Consider the following 20,858-nt stretch of genomic DNA (forward strand, 5'->3'; position numbering starts at 1 on the left):
ACATGAACACCATCGCCCCACCTTCACTGATCGCCGAAGCAGTCGCCGCGCCGGCCGCCAACGGTTCCCTGCTGGACATGATGTACGACGGCTTCTACGCCCTCTTCATGCTGAAAAACGGCAGCGCCCCGCAAGACCACACCGAATTCCAGTCGCGCATGGCGCGTTTCCTCGACGACTTCGGCCGCAATGCGCGCAAGAAGAACGTTTCCGCCGACGATATCGACGCTGCCAAATACGCCTTCTGCGCCGCAGTCGACGAGATCATCCTGCGCTCCCATTTCTCGATTCGCGACGCATGGGAACTCAAGCCGCTGCAGCTGACGCTGTTCGGCGACCAGCTCGCCGGCGAGAACTTCTTCAACCGCCTGGACGCGCTGCGCACCCGCAGCAGCGAACACGTGGAAGCGCTGGAAGTGTTCCATATGTGCCTGCTGCTTGGCTTCCAGGGCCGCTACATCCTGGAAGGTTCGGAAAAACTGGGCTACCTGACCAGCCGCCTGGGCGACGAAATCGCCCATATGAAGGGCCGCCGCCCCGGCTTCGCGCCGCATGCCGAACGTCCCGACCAGGTAATGCACAAGCTGCGCAGCGACCTGCCGCTGTGGGTGCTGTGCTCCGTGTTCGCACTGATCTCGGCGCTGGCCTATATCGGCCTGCGCGCCTCGCTGTCCAGCCATACGGCGCAGCAAGTGAGCGCCTATAACGACGTGGTGCGCATGGCGCCGCGCCAGGCCCACGTCACTATCACCCTGCCGTGATGCGGTCGTTGTTCGGGACAGGCCTGGCCCAGCACGGCCGCCTGTTGACGCTCTCCAGCGCCCAGGAATCCGGCTTGCCGGAAAGCCTGATGGCGGAACGTTTTAGCGGCCGCGAAGGCGTGAACGAGCTGTTCTGCTTCGACGTCGATGCGCTCAGCACTTCCACCAACCTGGATCTCGGTCAGTTCATCGGCGAAGAACTCACCATCCGCCTGTTGCAGCCCGATGGCAGCCAGCGTTCATGGCACGGCCTGTGCACGCAGGCCAGCTGGCTGGGCGCCGATGGCGGCGTGGCCCGCTACCGCCTGCGCCTGGAACCGGCGCTCGGCCTGCTGCGCCTGCGCCGCGACAACTACATCTTCCAGGACAAGTCGGTACGCGACGTCGTGCAGGAGCTGCTGGCCGACTATACCCAGGTGCGGCTTGATTTCGACGCGGTGCAGGAACTGGCGCCGCGCGCCACCATTACGCAGTACCGCGAAAGCGACTTCGCGTTCCTGTGCCGCATCCTGGCGTCGGAAGGCTTGAACTGGCGTTTCGAACACGACCAGGACGAGCAGGCCAGCGAGGACGGCCAGTCGCGCCACCGCGTGGTGGTGTTCGACAGCCAGGCAGAGCGCCCTGTGGTGCAAGCCCTGCGCTTCCACGGCGTGCGCGCTACTGAACGCGACGACTCGATCGACCAGTTTTCCGCGCGCCGCGCCATCGCGCCGAACGCCATCAGCATCGCCAGCTGGGATCCGGCCCAGGTCTCGGCGCCGGCCGCCGAGCAAACCAGCAACCTCGATGCCGGCGAACTGCCATCGATGTCGATTTACGATGGCAGCGAAGAACGCAGCTACACCGCCAGCGGTGAGGCGGACGGCCATAGCCTGCTGATGCTGCAGGCGGCCGAACTGGCGAACAAGCAATTCACCGGTGAAGGCTCGGCACGCCGCCTGGCCGCCGGCAGCGATTTCGCGCTGACCGGCCATGACCGCTTCGACGGCGACGAATTCACCGCGCTGTGGGTCGAACACGAAGCCCGCAACAACTTCACGCCTTCGTTGAAGGCCGGCCCCGGCGTGGCCCCCGGCACCTACCGCAACCGTTTTGCCTGCGTGCGCTCCGCCGTACCGCTGGTGCCGCCCGCCACTGCCCTGCGCGTGCAAGGCGCGGCGCTGGGTGCGCAAACGGCCCTGGTGGTCGGCCTGCCCGGCGCTGCCAACACCACGCAGCGCGGCCAGCAAATCCGCATCCAGTTCCCATGGCAGCGCGGTCCGGGAGCCAATCCGGGCGGCGCCGGCCACAATACCGATACCGATGGCAATGCACCGGGCGACGATAGCTCGGGCACCTGGGTGCGCGTCTCGGAAGCACTGGCCGGGCCGAATTTCGGCAGCCAGTTCACGCCGCGCATCGGCACCGAAGTGCTGGTCGACTTCATCGAAGGCGATATCGACCGCCCTATCGTGGTGGCCCAACTCTACACCGGCAGTGACCGGCCGCCCTTCCCGGCCGGCGTCGATTCCGCCGCCAACCACGCCGGCGTCATCTCCGGCATCCATAGCCACGCCCTCGACGGCGGCGGCTACAACCAATGGGTGCTGGACGACACCAGCCAGCAGTTGCGCATGCGCCTAGCCAGCAGCACGGCTGCCAGCCAGCTGAACCTCGGCCATATCGTGCACCAGGCACCCGATTCAGCCACGCGCGGCGCGCACCGCGGCACCGGCTTCGAGCTGCGCACCGACGCCTGGGCCGTACTGCGTTCGGGCGAAGGCCTGCTGCTGACCACCAGCCGCCGCAGCGCGCAAGGCAGCGGCATCAGCTCGACCCAGCTTGATGCCGAGGACGCGGTGGAACGCCTGCGCGCCGGCCAGAAGCTGGCCGACAGCCTGGCCAAGCCCGCCGCGCAGCAGCAAGCCCTGTACAGCGCGGCAGCAAGCAAGGCGCAGCAGGACATGCTCAAGCAGCTCGATCCGAAACAGGACGGCAAATACGCCGGTGCGGTCAACGGCCACGCCGCCCAGCGCGCGCAGGATGGCGCACGCGACCTCGATCCCGCCAAGCCGGTGGAACGCTTCGGTGGCGCGGTCGCCGTGATCGACAGCGTGGACAGCATCAACCTCGCCACGCCCGCCTCCACCCTGCTGTTCGCCGGCAAGCAGCTGCACTGGACCAGCGGCTCCGACCTGCACCTGACTGCCGGCCAGACCTATTCCAGCGTGGCCGGCAATGCCGCCACCCTGTTCACGCGCGAAGGCGGCATCAAGGCCATTGCCGGCAATGGCGACGTCTCGCTGCAAGCCCACGCCGGCGAACTGGAAATCCTGGCCGACAAGGAAGTCGTGGTCCTGTCGGTCAACGACGGCATCGAGATCAAGGCCAACAGGAAGATCGTGCTGCATGCCGGCCAATCCTCGATCGTGCTGGAGGGCGGCAACATCACTTTCGCCTGCCCAGGCAACTTCACCGTCAAAGCGGCCAAGCATGACTTCCAGGGTGCCGGCTCCGCTGCTGCCGAACTGCCCCCATTGCCAAATGGCCTGGTCAGCATGCCGGAAGCATTCAAGTCGGAGGCGGGCCCGCACAGCTTGCGCTTCGCCTTCGCCGGCAGCGACAAGCTGGGCGACCTGATGGGAATTACCGGCCAGCCGTACAAGCTGGTGGATGGCAAAGGCAAGGTCGTGGCCGAAGGAACGGTGCCAAAAGATGGCCGCCTGCCACGCAAGGACTTCCCGCAGCAGGAAGACCTGCAACTGCTGATCGGCGACGACTCCTGGCGCGAACAGCCTAATTTCGCTGCAGCCGGCGTGCCGCCGACGCCTTTCGAGCATTACGTCGAAATGCACAACAGCCCGGAACTGCTGGTGAGCTACACCTCGCAGGCGCATCACGATGATGTCCAGTTCCTGGACTCCGACATGATTGCCCACCTGATGGGCACCCCAATTGGAGATGATGAATGATCAAACGCCTTTTCTTAGGCGCCCTGTTAGCCCTTAGTATGACGATGCCGGCATATGCCGCAAAAAACGTAGTACCAATGAGCCAGGGCCTGCATGAATGGCAGACCAGTTCCGGCAAGCTGATCCTGGTGGTCGGCAGCTACCAGGATGTGACCTCCTTCCACCGCAGCTACAGCTTCTATTTCAAGACCAACGGCGACCAGGACTGGAACCAGGTTCCGCTGATGCCGAAAAACAGCGGCATGGAATTTACCTGGGAAAGCGCAAGCGGAGGCGACGTGCTCCTGGCCGATGGCATTGTCGTCTCGCGCCAGGAAGGGACCTACTTCGTCGTCGCCAGCAGGAACTCCGACAAGGGATACAGCGCCGCAGGCGCGGCCAACGCGACCTGGTACCAATTCGTCGAAACCGATGGCAGCGATCCTGGCCAGCCGGCGTATTCGCTGCAGCCGGTATTCACCCGCCCGTATGGCAAGGTCAAAAATGGCGTCGAGGAGATACTCGCCAAGGAAGCACTCCTGAAGCCAGCGCGTTGAGAGCACCATCATGACGAAAGAGTTCCTGAGCGCGAAGTACGACGCCGACACCCTGACCGTTGACTATGTCGCCGGCGACGGCAGCCACCTGCTTCGCAGCGGAGGCACCGTTGCCTGGCGCTTCAACAATCCCGGCAACCTGCGCCCCGGAAAGAAAGGGGTGTTGATTTACGGCGCGATCGGCATCGGCGACACCAAGACCAACAAGTCGTTCCTGATCTTCTCCAGCTACGAAGAAGGCCGGAAACAGAAGAAAGCCTTGCTGCGCAGCCGCTATAACGACCGCACGATTTACACCATGCTGACCGGTATCGACGACGGCAAGGGCAAGCTCATTTACGGCTATGCCCCGAAGACCGACAGCAACGATCCGGAAAAGTACGCCACGGTGATTTCCAAGCATACCGGCTTGCCGACGACGACCAAGCTGTCCAGCATGACGGACGCTCAGCTCGAAAGCATGATGGATGCGATGGAGAAGCACGAAGGCTTCCACGGCAAGAAAGAGACGCGCAAGGAAAAAGAAGTTCCCGCCACGAATATCGTGGTCACCGATGGGGCAAAGCCCAAGGCCGACCTTCCGGTCAAGGTGGAAATCGCCGGCAAGGCGCATGAGACCAAGACCGACAAGAGCGGCCGCGTGCCGACCATCGTCCACCTGACGCCCGGCGAACAGGTCAAGATTTTCCTGACCGCAGTCGACGGGCAATGGAAGAAGGCACACGAGTTCGTCATGGCGCAGGAGTCGAAGACGCTGGCGCTGATCCACTCGCTCGACATTTTCTCGGGCACGACGGAAGTCAAGAAGAAGGGGGAAACCAAGGCCCCTGCAGCTCCGGCAGCACGCACACCGACCCAGTATGTGGTCCAGCCGGGTGATACCGCGGGCCGCATTGCCAAGGACTTTGAAACAACCGTCGCCGAACTCCAGCGTGACAATCCGCACATCAAGAATATCGCTCGCATTTTCCCCGGCGATAAGCTTTCCGTGCATGGCAAGGCGTCCGCAAAGCAGGCCAAAGCTGGTGGCGCCACCAAGCCTGCGCCCCTGCCCCAGGCGCCGAAGAAGAGTGCACCGGAAAAGAAACCTGAGCCGCCAAAGCAAGCCCCGGCCAAGCCTGCCGAGCCGGCACGCAGCAAGGAAGGCAGCGGCGCACCGCTGGCATTGATACCGGTTGACCAGAAGCGCGCGCCGTGGATGGCTGTCGCTATCGAAGAAGCGAAGAAGTGGGCAGGCAAAACAGAAAGCACGATTACCAAGACAAGCAACTATCACAAGTTGACCGGTGCCGGATTCCTGACTTCCCTGGAAGGCAAGGACAACGCCTGGTGCGCATCGTTCGTCACCTATTGCCTGACCAACGCCCAGCCGGCTTATTCGAAATGGAAGAACTCATTCCGCGCCCGTGCAGTTGCGCTGGATGCCACCTTCGTTGAGATCAAAGAACCGGTGTACGGCGCGATCATGCTGCAGGGTACCCACCACGTTGCCTTTGTCTATGCCAAGGACGGCGACAGCTACGCCTGCCTTGGCGGCAACCAGTCCGACCAGGTCAACTTCACGCCATTCAAGAAAAGCCTGCGTTTCTTCGTCCCGATCGCGTACTCGGAATTTGCAAAGAAGGAAATCAAGGATGGCAAGAGCCTGGTCAACCATTCCTGCGCTGACTTGAACAAGGCCTTCGGTATCTCGCTGCACAAGAAGGAAGGCGACGCGACTCGCTAGGAAATAACGATGAACAGATCTGCGAACACCCTCACCTATTCCGCTTGCTTCCTGCTCCTGCTGGCCTGCCAAAGCAGCCAGGCCAGCGAGCTGGCTTCCGTCACCATACCTGCGTCAGACATTGGCCAGTTCCACCTCGAAACCAGCGGCAAGGTCGTACTGGGGAAAAAGGTGAACGACTCGCTTGGCGAGCATATCCTCCTGCTGACCGAGAAACCGCGCGCCTCTCCTAACGGCCGTATCGAGCATATCGAACTGGTCGCCGCCTACTACGATCAGGCCGACGGCAAATGGGCGCCTTCCTGGACCATCAAGGACGGCGTGGATTGCCCCGGGCTCGATATTGCAGCCTCCTTCTTCGCCGGCGCAACCACCATCACCGACCTGGATAAGGACGGCAAAGCGGAAGTCACCGTCGCCTACAAGACCTTCTGCGGCGGCGGCGTCGATCCCTCGATCGTCAAGGTGATCCTGCGCCAAGGCAAGCAGAAGTTCGCCATCCGCGGCGAATCCCTGATCAAATTCAAAGGCCAGGAACCGATGGGCGGCACGAACAAAGCCGATAAAGCGCTGCTGGAAAGCGATAAAGCAGCGTTCAAGCGCCATATGGATAAAGTCTGGCAGCAAGTCTATGTCGAGGTGAACGATCGATGAAGCGGCTTGTCGTCGCTCGGGTCTATTAACATTTCCCTGAAAAGTAATTTCCACCGGCGCCTGCGCCATCCAGCGACTAACCCGCATCGAACCATGACTGCAATCCATTTTGCGAAGTCTCTGGCGCATATCCTCGCAGTATTCGCATGCTGCGTGGTCTTTTCTGCGCAGGCCGCCGGGTCGAGAGACTTCGGCTGCCAGCCAGGCACCCAGCGTCCAGGAGCCTCGCTATGCCTGCCCGGCAAGACGCTGACGATTGACTATCGGTCGAAAGCGCGCACGGTCAGCATCACAATCAACGGCAGCTCGCACGTGGTCGAGCGGATTGACAGGAACTTTGGCCCGGAGTTGATCGGGATGGAACTGTACATCCGCTTCCTGCCAATGGAACTGCAGCCATACTTGTCGCGCAACGTGGTCCTGTTCAATTCCGTTGTGCGCAGCAGCGGTGGCGAAGGCATGGGCCAGTGCGGATCAGGGGGCGAGGTATTTGTGAATGCCATGAGCATCAGCGGTGCAAAAGCCAGAGTGCTCGGTAAGGTACAGGTAGAGAGCTGCTCACTATCGATCGTCCCTGCCAACATGGAGCAAGAAACGGCCTTCTCCGAATACTCGGTCGTGGACGGCAGGTTGGCGGTCAGTTTCCGTCATTACCCGGAAATCGAGGGACGTCCGACAGGCGTGCTGTCGAGCGATTTTCGCCAATTTGAATTCCAAGAAACCGAACATTGAAAACCCTGGTCCTTTCCGTATCGCTGCTGGTATCCCTGACAGCGGGTTCCAACCCGATAAACACGCGCGACATAGGAAATCCTTTCGCGGTCCTGCCTGGACAGGGCAAGCAGTGATGATCGGGACTTTCGGCCGCCATCTTATCGCCGTGCCCCTTCTCCTTCTTGCTGGGTGTAGCCCCGACGTTTCAAAGCCGGGCGTATCTGATGATCTGGGCAAGCTGCGCGGGATCATTGAGTTGCAAATTCCGGCAAAGTCCGTGCGCTGGGAAACCTTTGGCACGCCTGAATACACAGGGGGCGTGCCGGGACCGACCTTTCTCATTACGCTCGTCGCCGAACTGCAGGCGGACAAATCCTGGTTCGAGGAACAAAAGGACCCAACAGGCTCTATCTATATCGCACCGGAATCGGCACGAACATGGCTCTCTGAAGACCTCCGTCAAATTCTGGATAAAGATAGGGGCGGCAAAGTAGACCTATCCAATAAGGCCAACTGCCGAAAGTTCACCACCACGCTTAAGAAAACGGGCGAGCCGCTCGAAGGATTCGTTTGCTCCCGCGCAGACCGAATATTGCTTCACTTGACCATTTGGTCAGAACAGTAGAACTCAACATGAAAATGAAACTCGCTGCCCTTGCATTTCTCGCCTCCTGCACCGCAGCCTCCGCACAGTCGCCGATAGCGGCTATCGAAGGTGAATACAAACTCACTTCATCGACCGCCGTACCGGCGAGCAAATGGGGCTTCACCAAGGCCCACATTTCGATCAGAAAGCTGGATGAACAGCACGTGGTGATCCTGCTGTCATGCGAATGGAAGGACGAACCCAAAGCCAAGTGCGATAACTATTACTTTGCAAAATGGCGCGACGATAGCCTTTACTTGCAGGATATGAACACCGACGGCTTCTTCCGCATGTATTTCGATCCGGCCGCCCGCATCTTTACCGTGATCTGGCGCGGTTCCGATCGAAAAGGAAGCATCCGGCGCGACGTGTACGGGCCCGCCAACGGCGCACCGGAAGATGCAGCGTTAATCCGTCGCCTGAAGCGCGCCGAGAAGAGCTACGTAGATCCGGACAACGTACGCGCATTCGGCACACACGACAAATGGACGTACGACGCGAACCGCATCGAGTTCCAGAACTCTACACCTTGATGTAAATCTTTCGCTTGTCCAGCCCGTAGCCCACCAGCCAGCAAGCAAGCATGAACAGCAGCGCAAAGGCCAGCGAGGCAGCTTTCGGGCTGCCGAGCGGCTCCAGCGCCGCGGCCAGCGGCGCGTATGAGCCGGTCTTGTCCAGCACTACGACGGCAACCTGCGACAGCATGTAGATCAACAGCGTGTTCTTGCCGAACACTTCGAAGAAATACGTCCAGCGCCGCACGCCGCGCACTTCGATGAGCCACGCCAGGGCTACCAATACGAGCAGTGCGCTACCGGTCGAGAGCAGTACATAGCTTCCGGTCCACAACTTCTTATTGACCGGCAGCAGGGGCGCCCAGCACAGGGCCAGCACCGACAGCGCCACGCCGGCAGCGGCCATTATGCCGAGCGTGCGCTTGGTCGCCTTGCTCTCGCGCAGATATCGGCCGGCGAAGTAACCGCCGATGACGTTCACCGTTGCCGGCAAAGTACCGAGCAAGCCTTCAGGATCAAAGGGAATGCCCTCCCCTTTGTAGAGGTGAGCGGCGCCAAATACCCACAAGTCGATGGCTCGTCCAGCATTGCCTTCCAATGTGTAGTCGCCGAACAGCCCCATGACCAGCCAATGGCCGAACAGCGCGGCGACACTGAATACCACGGCGCCGCGCTCACCCAGGTAATGCAGCACCAGCGCCGCAATGCCGAAGCACAGTCCAATGCGCTGCAGCACACCGGGCAGTCGTACCTCGCCCAACGGGCCGCCCAGCTTGGGCAACAGGCATAGCAGCAGGCCGAGGGCGATGATGGTCAAGGTCCGCCTGGCGATCTTGGCCAGTACGGCGCTGCCACCCATGCCTTCATAGCGCGGCAGTGTGAACGCAAGCGCATTGCCCACCACGAACAGGAAGCATGGGAAGACCCAGTCCGTCGGCGTAAATCCATGCCAGGGCGCATGCAGCAGCGGCGCATAGACGTGACTCCAGCTGCCCGGCGTATTCACGATGATCATCAGGGCGACCGTCAGGCCGCGCAGGACGTCCAGCGATTGGTAGCGTGCGGCAGCAGTCATTGTGCCGCCTCGCGCACGCGCGAATCAGCCGGTGCCAAGATGCGCTGGTAGGCGCCTGCCGGTACATCTCCCATCGAGCTACAGGCCGCCTCCGCCGCCTTCGACGGCTTGCTGCACGGCTGGTCGCGGTCGAGCGACCAATAATGGATTCCCGCCATGCCCAACTTGCGCACCGCTGCGGCAGTGGCGCGCGCATCCTCCAGGCTGTACACGTTTTCCAACACGTCGTTTACGCCGATCATCGGCGTCAGTTCAATCTGCGCATACGGCACCTGGTACTTGCGATGCACGTTGTGCGCGGCCTGCACGGCAGAAGCGCCCATATCGCAGCGTCCGCGCCGCGCCACGCATACCTTTCGGCTTGCCGGCCCATAATCCATCACCATCAGGTTCAGCACAAATTCTTGCACGCCATGCCTGCGCAACGCCGCCAGCACCTGTTCACCTGTCTCATTGAGGCTGCGCCCGCTGCCGTCAGAGGCGGCGTGGGTGGCGATGGTAAAGCTGAAGCGCAAGTGCGGATGCGCCCTCTGTGCCAGGGCGATGCGCCCGACCAGCGCATCGATTTGCTGCGCCGTCTGGCCGTGTTCAATATCAAAGTCAAAACCGATCAGCTGCGGCGACTGGTAGCGCGACACAAATGCTTCCATGCCTTCGTCGGTGGCGCAGGTGAAGATATTGCCCTGCCCTCCTGTCGAAACGATATAGCCGACACCGGCCTGGACGAAACGCGGCACATTGGCGGCAGCGACCGCAGCGCCATCGGCCTCGCCCCAGCGCTCCTGGCCGCATTCGCCGCGGGCAAATGCCCAGGTCTGCACGCCCTGCGCCGGGTCCCACGGCGACAGGTACTTATAAGGACTTTGGACAACCGGCGGCGCCGCGGCGGCTGCAGTCGAGAGGGCGGCGAGCACCGCCAGCATTATTTTACGCATTCAAACTCCGGATACAAAAAAGGCAGGGCCCCGGAGGAACCCTGCCATAACACTCTCACTTCGGGATCAGTTACATTTTGCCGCGCACGCCGAAGAACAACTGCTTGCCGTTCTTGTAGAACGCGCGTGGCTGGTTACGGGAAGAAGCGTACGACTTCAGGGTCGGATCGTTCAGGTCCTTGCCTTCCAGCGACAGCGTCAGGTTGTCGGTCAGGTTGTAGTTGAAGGCGGCGGACAGGGTGCCTACATCATCCTGGTAGATTGCGCTGTTGCGGTCCAGGCCATTCAGGAAAGCCGAACGGAAGCTGTAATTGATACGTGCGCTGAACTTGCTGGTCTCGTAGAATACGCCCAGGTTATAGGAATTCTTCGAAGTACCGATCATGCTGCAGTCACCCAGGTCGGCACAAGCCGATTTCGGTGCCGCTTCGGTTTCCTTGCCGTCGGCGTAGGTGTAGTTCGCGTTCAAGCCGAAGCCGTTGCCCAGGTCCTGTACATATTGCAGCTCCACGCCGCGTACACGGGCCTTGGTGTTCACTGCGGAGCTCATGTTGTACGTGGTGACCCTGCCGGCCGACTGGTTGAAGAAGTCAGCCTGCGAGGAACCGAAGGTCACGTAGGAGCCCATGTGCATGTTGTAGATGTTCATGCCCAGCAGGGACTTCGGCATGAAGTACCATTCCAGGCCCACATCGACGTTGTTCGACATGATCGGACGCAGGTTCGGGTTACCGCCGGAACCGGAGAAGGTCAGGTCACTCAGGCTCAGTGCACCCAGCGAACCGAAGTCAGGACGAGCCAGGGTGCGGCTGGCGGCACCGCGCAGTTTCAGGTCCGGCGTCAGGTTGGTGTACAGGTTGATGCTTGGCAGGAAATCGTTATAGGTGTTGGAGCTGTGGGTCGGATTCCAAACGTTGTTCGGCGAACCATTGTCGACATCGATCTTGGTCTTCACGAAGCGCACGCCGACGTTACCGCCGAAGTTTCCGAACTCCAGGTCGCCCATCACATATGCTGCCGTGGCTTTTTCCTTGATCAGGAATTCGCTTTGGTAGGCGTGGTTGGCGAAGCTGACATACTTGTCGCCCCAGGCCTTCATCGACTCGGCGTCGAAAGTCCACGCCTTGTTCAGCAAGTTAGGCAGTGGGCTGTCCGGGAAGTTGGTCAGGCCGGTTGGACGGTTGGCCAGCTGCGAACCGGCAGCAGCGACAGTGCCGCCCAGCCAGGTCAGGGCACGCTCGTGGTTCGCGCTGCGTAAGCCGAAATGCAGGGTCGGCACGCCGTTCCACTGGGTCTTGTACTGGCCGTCGACCTGGCCGTAGGTTTCCTTGTCCTTTGCGGTCACGTCCGAGGCCCAGCCGCCGAAGAAGTCGGCGCCGGTGCGCGGGTTGAAGGTACCGGCGTTATCCACGATCACGGTGGCAGGAGAATCCAGGCCATGGGTGGTCAGGCTGTTGCCCGCGTAAGCCAGCCAGGCTTCGTAACCGTAGTCGCGGGCGTAGCCGGTACCGCGTGTGGTACCAATCTGGCCTTTGAACTTCAGGTCCTGGGAAGGACGGTAGTTGAAGTCGAAGTTGACGAACTTCGAATCGCTATACGAACCAGGTCGGGCAATGATGTCCTGCACCGATGGCCCCATCTTCGAGCAGTCCGCCACCGGGCAGGCACTTGGGAAGGTGATCGAGGTGATGGTATCGCCGGTGACGGTCCACTTGGACGGGATGACGCCGCCCACGCCGGACCAGTTGTTGGTCAGCGGCTGGTATGGCGCCAGCATGAAGTTGGCATTGATATTGTCCGCATCCAGACGGGTGTAGAAGCCGTTGATGTCGAAGTCGAACTCTTTGTTGACCTTGACCTGCACGTCGATCATGCCGCCCTTGCGCTCGCGCTCCTGGTTGAACATGGCGGTACCGGTCAGCAGGGAGATGTACTTGCCTGCCACTTCCGGATTGGCGGCCACCCACTGCGGCGCATAGCCTGCGTTCAGCTTGTCCCACCACAGGAATTCCTGGCCGATACGGCGCAGGGTGCGTTTTTCGTCGAACACCTGGACCAGCACGCCCACGTTGTTCTGTTCATTTTTCCAGTTGCCCAGGGCGCTGAACTGCGCATCGGTTTTCTTGGAGCCTTCGCTGTACACGCCAGTCACGGCGCCCATCACGGTCAGCGGATCCTTGAAGCTCAGCGGCTTGCGGGTTTCGATGTCGACGTTGCCGGAGGCACCGCCTTCGATCAGGTTGGCCTGGGAAGACTTGTGCACGGTAACGCGGCCGATCAGCTCCGACGGGAACATCGAGTAGCTGACGGAACGGCCGCCGTTGGTGATGTTGGAAATGTACCAGTCGCCGCTCGATACGGTGTGGCCATTCAGGGTTGTCAGGGCCAGGTTGGATGGAGTGCCTTTCAGGCTGACGCGGTCATTCTCGCCAAAGCCGCCTTCCGAACCGCCGGCCGTGGCAACGGATACGCCTGGCACGCGCTGCAGCGAGTCAGCCACGCTCTTGTCCGGCATCTTGCCCACGTCTTCAGCGGTAATCACTTCTACCAGCGAGTCGGCATTGCGCTTCTGGTTGATCGACTGTGCCAGCGCGGCACGCACGCCGGTCACGACCACGACGTTCTGCTCGGCTGGAGCAGCCTGCTGTGCTTGCGCCATGCCAGCGGTTGCGGTCAGGATGGCGACTGCAGTCGCGATCGGTGTCATATTGCGGTTCATTTACTCCCCCTAAGTATGGGCTGTCTCAAAGCCCGGTCTATTGTTACCAGTTTCTAAAACCACGTTCAAACCAATTGGACGCCAATATACCCCGATCGAATACCAGATCACTACCAATTTACATATTTTTTTCACATGTTGTACTGAAAAGACATACCACTTCATGCACAAAAGCCTACTGTTAGCGCTATCCCATGGGGCGGCGGAATGCGAGTGGCAGCATACCGCTGGTCCGAAGGTCTTTTTTTGGTATTATCAGCCGCACCACAAGGGAGACTAAATGGCATCGCTCGCTCAGATCATGGAAGACCTGGTGCAGACCAGTAGCCAGCCGCTTTACCAGCTTCTGCAACGCGCCTTGCGTGAAGCAATCAACCTGCATGTGTTTGGTCCCGACGAAGCCCTGCCCGCCGAGCGTGTGCTGGCGGCCGACCTGGGAATTTCCCGCATCACAGTGCGCAAGGCCATCGACGGCCTGGTGGAAGAAGGCATGCTGGTGCGCCGGCCGGGTTCCGGCAATTTCATCAACACGCGCATCGAAAAGAACTTCGCCAAACTGACTTCCTTCTCGGAAGACATGCGTTCGCGCGGGCGTACTCCGCGCAGCGTTTGGCTGAAGAAATCGGAAGGAACCGTGACGCCGGAAGAAGCCCTGCGCCTGCGGCTTAGCCCGGGTGCGCCGGTGTACCGGTATCACCGCATCCGCTTTGCGGACGAAGTGCCGATGTGCGTGGAGTACGCCACCATCGTGGCCGATGCGCTGCCATCGCTGGAATCAGTGGACGTGTCGATGTATGAGGCGCTGGAAGCGGCCGGCCAGCGGCCGGTGCGCGCGCTGCAGCGCCTGTCCGCCCTGCTGCTGACAGGCGAACAGGCCAAGCTGCTGCAGGCGAAGGAAGGCGATGCCGGGCTGGCCGTCGAGCGCCTTGGTTTCGTGCGCGATGGCCGCGCAGTGGAATTTTGCCGCTCGATCTTCCGCGGCGACATGTACGACTTCGTCGCGGAACTCTCTACGCCTTAGTCTTCCACGTAGCCCTTGCGCAGCTTCTCATCGACCAGCTTCGCCATTTCACGCATCGCGCGCTCGGGCGTTTCGAATTGCTTGAGCAGCGACTGGCCGGCGCTGCCCATGCGGCCGTAGCTGACGGTCAGCTCGCTGCCGCGCAGCGAAGCGCGCCAGAACTTACGTGACGCGCCCTGTTCGAAATGCAGGTTGCGTGCCTGGCCCCCGCCCTCGACGGCCGTTGCCGCTTCGGCCACCGGCGCCGCGTCTACGGCGGCCGCCAGCGCAGGAGACGGTGCGAACGGCACCGGATCAACCATCTGCTCGAGCGCCCTGTCCTCTCCCGCGGACAGCATGGCCTCGATACGCTGCACGACGGCGCCAGGATTATCAAGCCAGTCCTTGCCCGGGATATCCAGCACACGCCAGCCGAAACTGCGCAACACGCCGGGGCGGAATACATAGCGCTCGACGCTGTCGCTGACCGTTTCCGCCGGATTATCCAGCAGGATCGCCAGCGCATAGCCTGCGCTCGATTCATCAACGATGGCCAGGTCGCAACGGAACTGCGAGCGGCCGACATTCAAGTGCACCTGGTGGCCGCGCTTGCGCAAAGCTGCCGCCAGCGCGTCGCGGATGCTGTCCTGCGGAATATCGCGGGTGAACGCATGGCGCGCCCCATGGTTCAACGCTCCCAGTACCGATTGGGCGCGTTCGAACTGGCCCATGGCGCTGGCCTGTGCGAACTGCAGGAACGAGCGCAGCGCCGCCGCACCGTCGTTGTGGACATTGGTGATGGCCTCGGCGTGGATGGTCGACACCACCGCCATGCGATGGCGCGCCCGGCTGAAAATCACGTTCAAGCGCTTTTCGCCGCCGCGCTGGTTGATCGGGCCGAAATTCATCAGCATCTTGCCATCCGGGCCCGGCGCATAGCAGATACTCAGGATGATCACATCGCGCTCGTCGCCCTGCACGTTTTCCAGGTTCTTGACGAACAGGCCGTTGAACTGGTCATCGTCCTCACGCACATACTCGCGCTCCAGGCGCATCGCAAAGTCCGCATCCTCCTCTGCCAGGGCTTCCAGGGCAGATTCAATGGCGCCTTGCTGCGCCTCGGAAAACGCCACGATGCCCAGGCTCATGCCTGTTTCGCGCAAGAGCATTTCACGCACGGTAAGCGCGATATAGCGCGCCTCCGCTTCGTTGCGGCGCCCGCTATAGACGCCATCGGCCACCTGGTGGAAGCTGACCGGGCGCGCCATTAACGCCTCGGCCGCCGCGATGCCGACACCTTCGTCGTCTGAGCGGCGCGGCGTGGCAGTTGCCGATTCCTGCTCCAGCATACGGTCCGGAATGGTTACCAGGCGCCCTTCGTAGAATGCGGCGTTGGAGAAGCTGATCAGGGACTCGTGTCGGCTGCGATAGTGCCAGGCCAGCAAAGTCGCCGGCAGGTTGCGCGCCGCCTGGTTCAGCAGGCTGTCCGCATCGAGGTTGATCGCGATGCGTTCGCCGCCTTCTTCCACCAGGATCTCGTCATCGCCTTCGCCGGCGCTGGCGCTGAAGAAGCTGGTGGGCGGCAACTGCATTTCATCGCCCACCACTACAACCTGGCGCGCGCGGCATAGCGCCGGCACCGCTTCCTCGGTCGGAATCTGACTGGCCTCGTCGAAGATCACCACGTCGAACAGGTCGGCGGAAAGCGGCAGCGTATCCGACACCGACAATGGGCTCATCAGCCAGATCGGTTTCAGGTCGTTCACCACCAGCCCTGTCTCGTCATCGCTCAGGTCGCGGATCGAGCGGTGCCGCATGCTCTTGCCGAACTCGTGTTCCAGCTCGCGGCGCCCGGTTGCATACAGCTTCTTGAACGCCTTGGCATCGTCATCGAGCTGGGTGGCCGACGTGGCCGACACCCGGACATGCTCGCTGAAGCGCGCGTGTTGCGTGGCTTGCACCACCTGCGCATTCAGCGCCAGCAATTCGCGCTGCTGCAGTGCCATGGCATGTACTGCCTGCGCCAGTGCCGCGCCATTGAAACGGGCGAGCACCGGGTCGGCGCGCAGGACCCGGCGCAGCGCTTCGTCGGCGACCAGCGCGTCCAGGCCTTGCGGCGCATAATCCAGGCCTTGCAGGGCTAGCGCGCAGGCCGGGTCGGCGGCATGCACTGCGCGCAGCAACGGCAGCATGTCCGGCAAATCATCCAGCGCTTCGCGCAAGTCGCGCAGCAGTTCGGCCAGCGCGTCCAATCGCATGCCAGCGTCCAGCACCAGCTCTTGCCCGAGGCATTGCGCCAGGCGGGCCAGGGCCTGCCGCGAGGCAGCCCCGGCACGTGCCAGGGCAAGCGGATCGGCCGACTGGCGCAGCCGCGCCACCAGCGACGACAGGCCGTCGGGCGCGCTGAGCCGCTGCTCGATGTCATCCAGTGCGCGCAGGAAGCCCTGCAAGTCGCCCACCCCGTATTGCTGCTGGCCGGCCGCGGTGGCGGCGCCCAGGTTCGACTGGGCAGCATGCTCAGCCGCCAGCGCCTCCAGCACCTGCCGGTAGCGTGGACGGACGGCGTGGCGGCTGAAATCATAGCGCCGCTGCACCTCGCCGCGCATGCGCCACCATGCCGGCTGCAGCCAGCGCAGGATGGAACCTTCCAGGCGTCCTGCCAGTTCCAGGGCTGCCAGCGTGTCGCCTGGCGCAAGCTTGTCGCGCCAGTTTGCCGTGGCCTCCTGCGCCGTCGCCAGGGACTGGACATGGCCGGCCAGCGTGCTGCGCAACGCCCCCAGCGCCGCAAACTGCGGCGATCCATGCTCAAGCAGCGAGAGATGGTTTGCCACACCGGTGTCCAGCAGCCATTGGCTGTCTGTCGCGTCGCGCAGCGCCTGCTGCAGCGTCGCATCGGAACCTGGCTCCAATGTGTCAAGCAGGACTTCTGCCTCCTGGCACAGTTGCTCCAGCCTGCCGTATGCACGTTCGTCAGCCACCACTGCAGCGGCCAGCCGTGCGAACGGGTGCGCCGCCAGGCTATCCAGCCCGAAGCGCTCGCGCATGGCGCGGTGCAGACGCTGCACCAGTTCGCGCTGCTGGTCCCATGACGCCAGCGACGGCAGGCGTTCGCGCCATGCCGGGGATAGTTCCGGCATGGCCGGCGCTTGCGCCAGGCGCCGCAGCAGCGATCGCACAGCAACGCCCAACTCCGCAGGCGCCCCCGCAATTGCCGCTTCAAAGGCATCGATGGTGGCCTGCTGCCCGGCCAGGGCATCAGTGATTTGCGCGCGGCGTGCAGCCAGCGCTGCGCTGGCCGGCGCCCCGGCAACCCATTTCTCATAGCAGGCGCGAAGGTCGGCGATATACGCCTTTTTGTCCGCCTGCGAGTCGTGGATCAGGCAGCACAGGGAATCCAGCCCGCTTTGCTTCAGGCGATGGAACACCACGTCGAGCGCCGCCCTCTTCTCGCATACGAACAGCACGCGCTTGCCGCGGCCGGCGTAGTCGGCAATCAAATTGGTGATGGTCTGGGACTTGCCGGTGCCCGGCGGCCCCTGGATGATGAAGCTGCCCTGCGCGCGGGCCAGCCGCACGGCAGTATTCTGCGTCGCGTCAGCCGCCACCACATTCCATTGTTCCGCCGGCCCCAGCGGCGGCGGCACGCCGGCCTCCAGCGCCCGCGGCTCGATCGAGAAGATGCGGTCGAACGAGGGATTGGGCGCGGGATCGTCCAGCAGCTGGGCGTAATCGCGCACCAGCGACATCTTGCGGTAGTTGAAATTGGCCAAGGTTACCTGGGTCAGGTCCAGGTCCCATGCATAGCGGTGGCCTTCCGTTTCTTCCAGCATGTAGCCGGCGCGCTCCTCGGCTTGCGCCACCGGCTCGCCCATGTGCGCCAGACGAGGCGCGGCGATCGGCGCCGCCCCAGCCTCGAACCGCTGCGGCAACACGCTGGGCCGCACCCAGTGTTCGAACAAGGCCCGCCCCAGCGGCCGGTAGTCATCGGCGGCATAGCTATACGGCGGCAGCCAGCCATCGCTGCGCTTTGCGCCAGCCGTTGGACGGCGGCGCTGGTACTGCTGCAAACGCTGCAAGGCCTTCTGGCGCACCAGGCGTACGGCAGCCTTTTCAACCAGGCGCAACTCGACTGCCGGTTCCGACTGGCGAATCTGCGCCAGGATATCGGCGTGCACCTCGGCCAGCGAGGTGCGTGACAGGTCCACGGTTTCGCCCAGGCGGATGCCGTACAGCTGGTTCAACTGGTGCCGCAGCACGGGATTGAATTCAGCCTCGCCGCCGGTGCACTGGATCACATACTGGTCGCGTACTCCTTTGCGCTTGACCAGTTCGACCGGGAGCCACAACAGAGGCGTCGTGATGCGTTCATCGGGCGCCTCTTTCAGGTTGTGCCAGCGCAGGAAGGCGATCACCAGGCGCAGGTTGCTGAAGCCGTATTCAGCGCGGTCGCGCCGCGTCTCGCTGATCAACTGGTCGAGCGCCGCAGGCAGGTAGGGCTGGTCGTCAAAACGCAGCCAGCTTTGCAGCGCCACCGGTTTGCCCGCCACCAGCTCGGCCGCGAACGGGCCGCCCCAGGTACAGATCTGCTCCGCGTCGATGCTTTCGACCTGCAGCATCAGCGGAACGCTGGCCACAGTCAGGTTAACCGTGGCAGCGGTCGGCCGGAAGTACAGCAGGCGGTTGCGGCGCGACAAATCGAACAGGCGATCGCGCAAGTGGTTCAACACCGCCGTGCGGCGCGGCGCGGCGCCGTTGGCGCCTGCCAGCGCACGCTGCACGTCCAGTATTTGCGGCTGGTCGCGCCAAGTGCGCAGGCGTGCAGCCAGTGCGGCGACGTCGGTAGCGCGTTCATGGCGGTTTACTTCCGTCATTTCGACGATGACCGCGGCGACAATCGGATGCAGGCGGTCGTGCGCCAGGAACAGGTTGCGGCGCGATCCGGCAAACTGCTGCAGGTCCTGTCCGTCCTGGAAGTCAAGGCCGCAGGCCAGGCTGGCCAGCAGCATGCCCAGCATGTAGACGTCACTGATCTCGTCGTGGTGCCCGGCCAGTTTCTCCCAGCTGCACGGCCCCGGCAGGTGAACCGGCCGCGTAATGGCGGCGGCCAGGTCGAGCTGGACTTCCAGGTCGTTGCTTTCGGTCCCGCCGCCATCGATACGCCGCTGCTCCAGCGTCCCTACGATATTCAGGCCCGACGCCGGGTGCGGCTGCAGCTTATGAACCGCGGCGAGGTCCATGCGCGGCTGCTGGCCTTCCGCCAGCCGCAGGCGCAGTGCGCCCTCGCCGTCGACCAGCACGTCGCCAGGGTCGAGGGCCGCGACCCTGCCTTGCCCATGCAAGGCGGCGACCTGGTTAAACAGCGGCAGCAGCAAGACCAGCACATCGTCAGTCGACAGTGCTGCCCCGGCTTGCGCCTCGATCAGTTGGCGCAGGGTGCGCACGTCATGCTCGCTCATTGATTCAACTCCTTGGCCAGCTGACGGTTATAGCGGTCCAGTTCTCGTTTGCCAAAGCCGGCGTCGCGCCACAAGTTGCGGCGCAGGCCCTCCAGGCTGCCCAGTTGCTGCGCCACCAGTCCGGCGCGCAGCAGCGCCTGCTCGCTCTGCTCGCTGTCGGCCAGCGCCATATCGAGCATGAGCGCATTCAGGTAATCGCGCACGCCGTCATCAACGGCATCTTCACCGAATGCTTCGGGCGCAATCACGGCTTCGCTGCCGCTCCAGTCGGGGAACAGCAGGCGTACTTGCGCCAGCACGGCTTCGCTCGCGAGCTCGGTGCCGCCCAGGAAATAGGCGAGGAAGCCGCGCGTCATTTCCTGCATACGCAACTGCGACGGCAAATCCAGCCGCGGCAGCGACAAGCGGCCATGCAGGCGCGAATCGATCCAGCTGTCCAGCTCCGCCGCGCCCTCCCACCATAGCGACAGCGCGCGGGCGCGGATAAAGGTCTCGGGATGGCTGTGCGCCGTGCTGGCGCCGGCCTCGCTCGATTCGATCTCGCTGGCCTGGCGCAGGTAAGCCGCCGGATCGACGCTGCCGATGCCGGTCTGCACCTTCACCAGCGTCGATACTGCCGGCCCCACGGCTTGCGCGGCAATGGCGCCGCCGCGGTCGGCAAACAACTCGGTATGCAAGGCATAGCGCCGATAGGTCTCGCGCTGGCTGGCGCTGGCATTGTGCGATGCCAGCGTGTCGGCCAGGATGCGATCCGCAATCAGGAAACTGCCGCCGTCCATCGACCAGAGCAGGTAATGCGCGAGCTCGTGCCCGAATAGTGCCAGCAGCTCTTCCTGCGACAGGCGCTCCAGCACGGGGCCTTGCAGGACGATGTGCACCTCGTCCGGCACGAACACCAGCGCCGCGTTCATTTCCTGTCCAGGCGACTGGTATAGCGTCGCCGGCGCCAGGATGCCGAGCCTGACCATGGCTTGGGCCAGCGTGCGGTGCACGCTGGCGTGGCTTTGTTCCTCGATGCGGTAAGTGTCGCGCAGCAACAGCGCGCGCAATGACTCGCGCTGCTCCGCGTCGGAGCGGCGCTCGCTGGCCCAACGCCATACCTCGGGTTCGTGGCGGCGCAAGTGGTCAACGACCTGCGCGTGATAGGCCAGTGGCTGCAGCTCCATGTTT

General features: G+C 62.8%; 14 protein-coding genes. 9 read left to right on the forward strand and 5 right to left on the reverse strand.

Going from position 1 to position 20,858, the window contains the following annotated elements; genetic code table 11:
- The first annotated feature begins 2 nt into the window (after positions 1 to 2).
- From icmH to ASE26_RS03015, 8 genes are all read left to right on the forward strand, one after another.
- Complete coding sequence (gene icmH / locus ASE26_RS02980) at positions 3 to 761, forward strand: type IVB secretion system protein IcmH/DotU (RefSeq protein ID WP_055936828.1); 759 nt, start codon at positions 3 to 5, stop codon at positions 759 to 761.
- Entirely contained in the window at positions 761 to 3,712 is a 2,952-nt protein-coding gene (locus ASE26_RS02985; RefSeq protein WP_057245567.1) for a type VI secretion system Vgr family protein, read from the forward strand. Before icmH ends, ASE26_RS02985 begins: the two co-directional genes overlap by 1 nt.
- Positions 3,709 to 4,248 carry a hypothetical protein gene (locus ASE26_RS02990; protein WP_055936821.1) on the forward strand — a complete coding sequence of 180 codons (540 nt, stop codon included), beginning with the start codon at positions 3,709 to 3,711 and terminating at the stop codon, positions 4,246 to 4,248. The genes ASE26_RS02985 and ASE26_RS02990 overlap by 4 nt, the downstream gene beginning before the upstream one ends.
- Positions 4,249 to 4,258: 10 nt before the next feature.
- The gene (locus ASE26_RS02995; RefSeq protein ID WP_055936817.1) at positions 4,259 to 5,974 is read left to right on the forward strand and encodes a LysM peptidoglycan-binding domain-containing protein; all 1,716 of its coding nucleotides are present in this window, start codon (positions 4,259 to 4,261) and stop codon (positions 5,972 to 5,974) included.
- Positions 5,975 to 5,983: 9 nt separating this feature from the next.
- Positions 5,984 to 6,628 carry a M949_RS01915 family surface polysaccharide biosynthesis protein gene (locus ASE26_RS03000; RefSeq protein WP_055936814.1) on the forward strand — a complete coding sequence of 215 codons (645 nt, stop codon included), beginning with the start codon at positions 5,984 to 5,986 and terminating at the stop codon, positions 6,626 to 6,628.
- Positions 6,629 to 6,721: 93 nt separating this feature from the next.
- Positions 6,722 to 7,360, forward strand: coding sequence for a hypothetical protein (locus tag ASE26_RS03005; RefSeq protein WP_057245569.1), 639 nt, complete (start codon positions 6,722 to 6,724; stop codon positions 7,358 to 7,360).
- Positions 7,361 to 7,475: 115 nt separating this feature from the next.
- A complete protein-coding gene (locus tag ASE26_RS03010) occupies positions 7,476 to 7,967 on the forward strand; it encodes a hypothetical protein (protein WP_057245570.1) in 492 nt (163 codons plus the stop codon).
- Between the two features lie 8 nt (positions 7,968 to 7,975).
- A complete protein-coding gene (locus tag ASE26_RS03015) occupies positions 7,976 to 8,521 on the forward strand; it encodes a hypothetical protein (RefSeq protein ID WP_057245571.1) in 546 nt (181 codons plus the stop codon).
- On the opposite strand, the gene ASE26_RS03020 is transcribed toward ASE26_RS03015, so the two are convergent.
- From ASE26_RS03020 to ASE26_RS03030, 3 genes are all read right to left on the reverse strand, one after another.
- Complete coding sequence (locus tag ASE26_RS03020) at positions 8,511 to 9,578, reverse strand: acyltransferase family protein (RefSeq protein WP_057245572.1); 1,068 nt, start codon at positions 9,576 to 9,578, stop codon at positions 8,511 to 8,513. The genes ASE26_RS03015 and ASE26_RS03020 overlap by 11 nt on opposite strands.
- The gene (locus ASE26_RS03025) at positions 9,575 to 10,513 is read right to left on the reverse strand and encodes a glycosyl hydrolase (protein ID WP_156398177.1); all 939 of its coding nucleotides are present in this window, start codon (positions 10,511 to 10,513) and stop codon (positions 9,575 to 9,577) included. The genes ASE26_RS03020 and ASE26_RS03025 overlap by 4 nt, the downstream gene beginning before the upstream one ends.
- A 70-nt stretch (positions 10,514 to 10,583) precedes the next feature.
- Positions 10,584 to 13,232: a TonB-dependent receptor gene (locus ASE26_RS03030; protein ID WP_055936797.1), complete on the reverse strand. Its 2,649-nt coding sequence runs from the start codon at positions 13,230 to 13,232 to the stop codon at positions 10,584 to 10,586.
- A 280-nt stretch (positions 13,233 to 13,512) separates the two neighbouring features.
- On the opposite strand from ASE26_RS03030, the gene ASE26_RS03035 reads away from it, so the two are divergent.
- The gene (locus tag ASE26_RS03035; protein ID WP_057245573.1) at positions 13,513 to 14,253 is read left to right on the forward strand and encodes a GntR family transcriptional regulator; all 741 of its coding nucleotides are present in this window, start codon (positions 13,513 to 13,515) and stop codon (positions 14,251 to 14,253) included.
- Here the strand turns inward: ASE26_RS03035 and ASE26_RS03040 are convergent.
- Both ASE26_RS03040 and ASE26_RS03045 read right to left on the reverse strand, forming a co-directional pair.
- Positions 14,250 to 19,688: an AAA domain-containing protein gene (locus ASE26_RS03040; RefSeq protein WP_057245574.1), complete on the reverse strand. Its 5,439-nt coding sequence runs from the start codon at positions 19,686 to 19,688 to the stop codon at positions 14,250 to 14,252. The genes ASE26_RS03035 and ASE26_RS03040 overlap by 4 nt on opposite strands.
- Positions 19,685 to 20,854, reverse strand: coding sequence for a M48 family metalloprotease (locus tag ASE26_RS03045; RefSeq protein ID WP_055936788.1), 1,170 nt, complete (start codon positions 20,852 to 20,854; stop codon positions 19,685 to 19,687). Before ASE26_RS03045 ends, ASE26_RS03040 begins: the two co-directional genes overlap by 4 nt.
- Positions 20,855 to 20,858: the final 4 nt, after the last annotated feature.

This window comes from Duganella sp. Root198D2 (genome assembly GCF_001428585.1).
GTDB lineage: Bacteria > Pseudomonadota > Gammaproteobacteria > Burkholderiales > Burkholderiaceae_D > Rugamonas.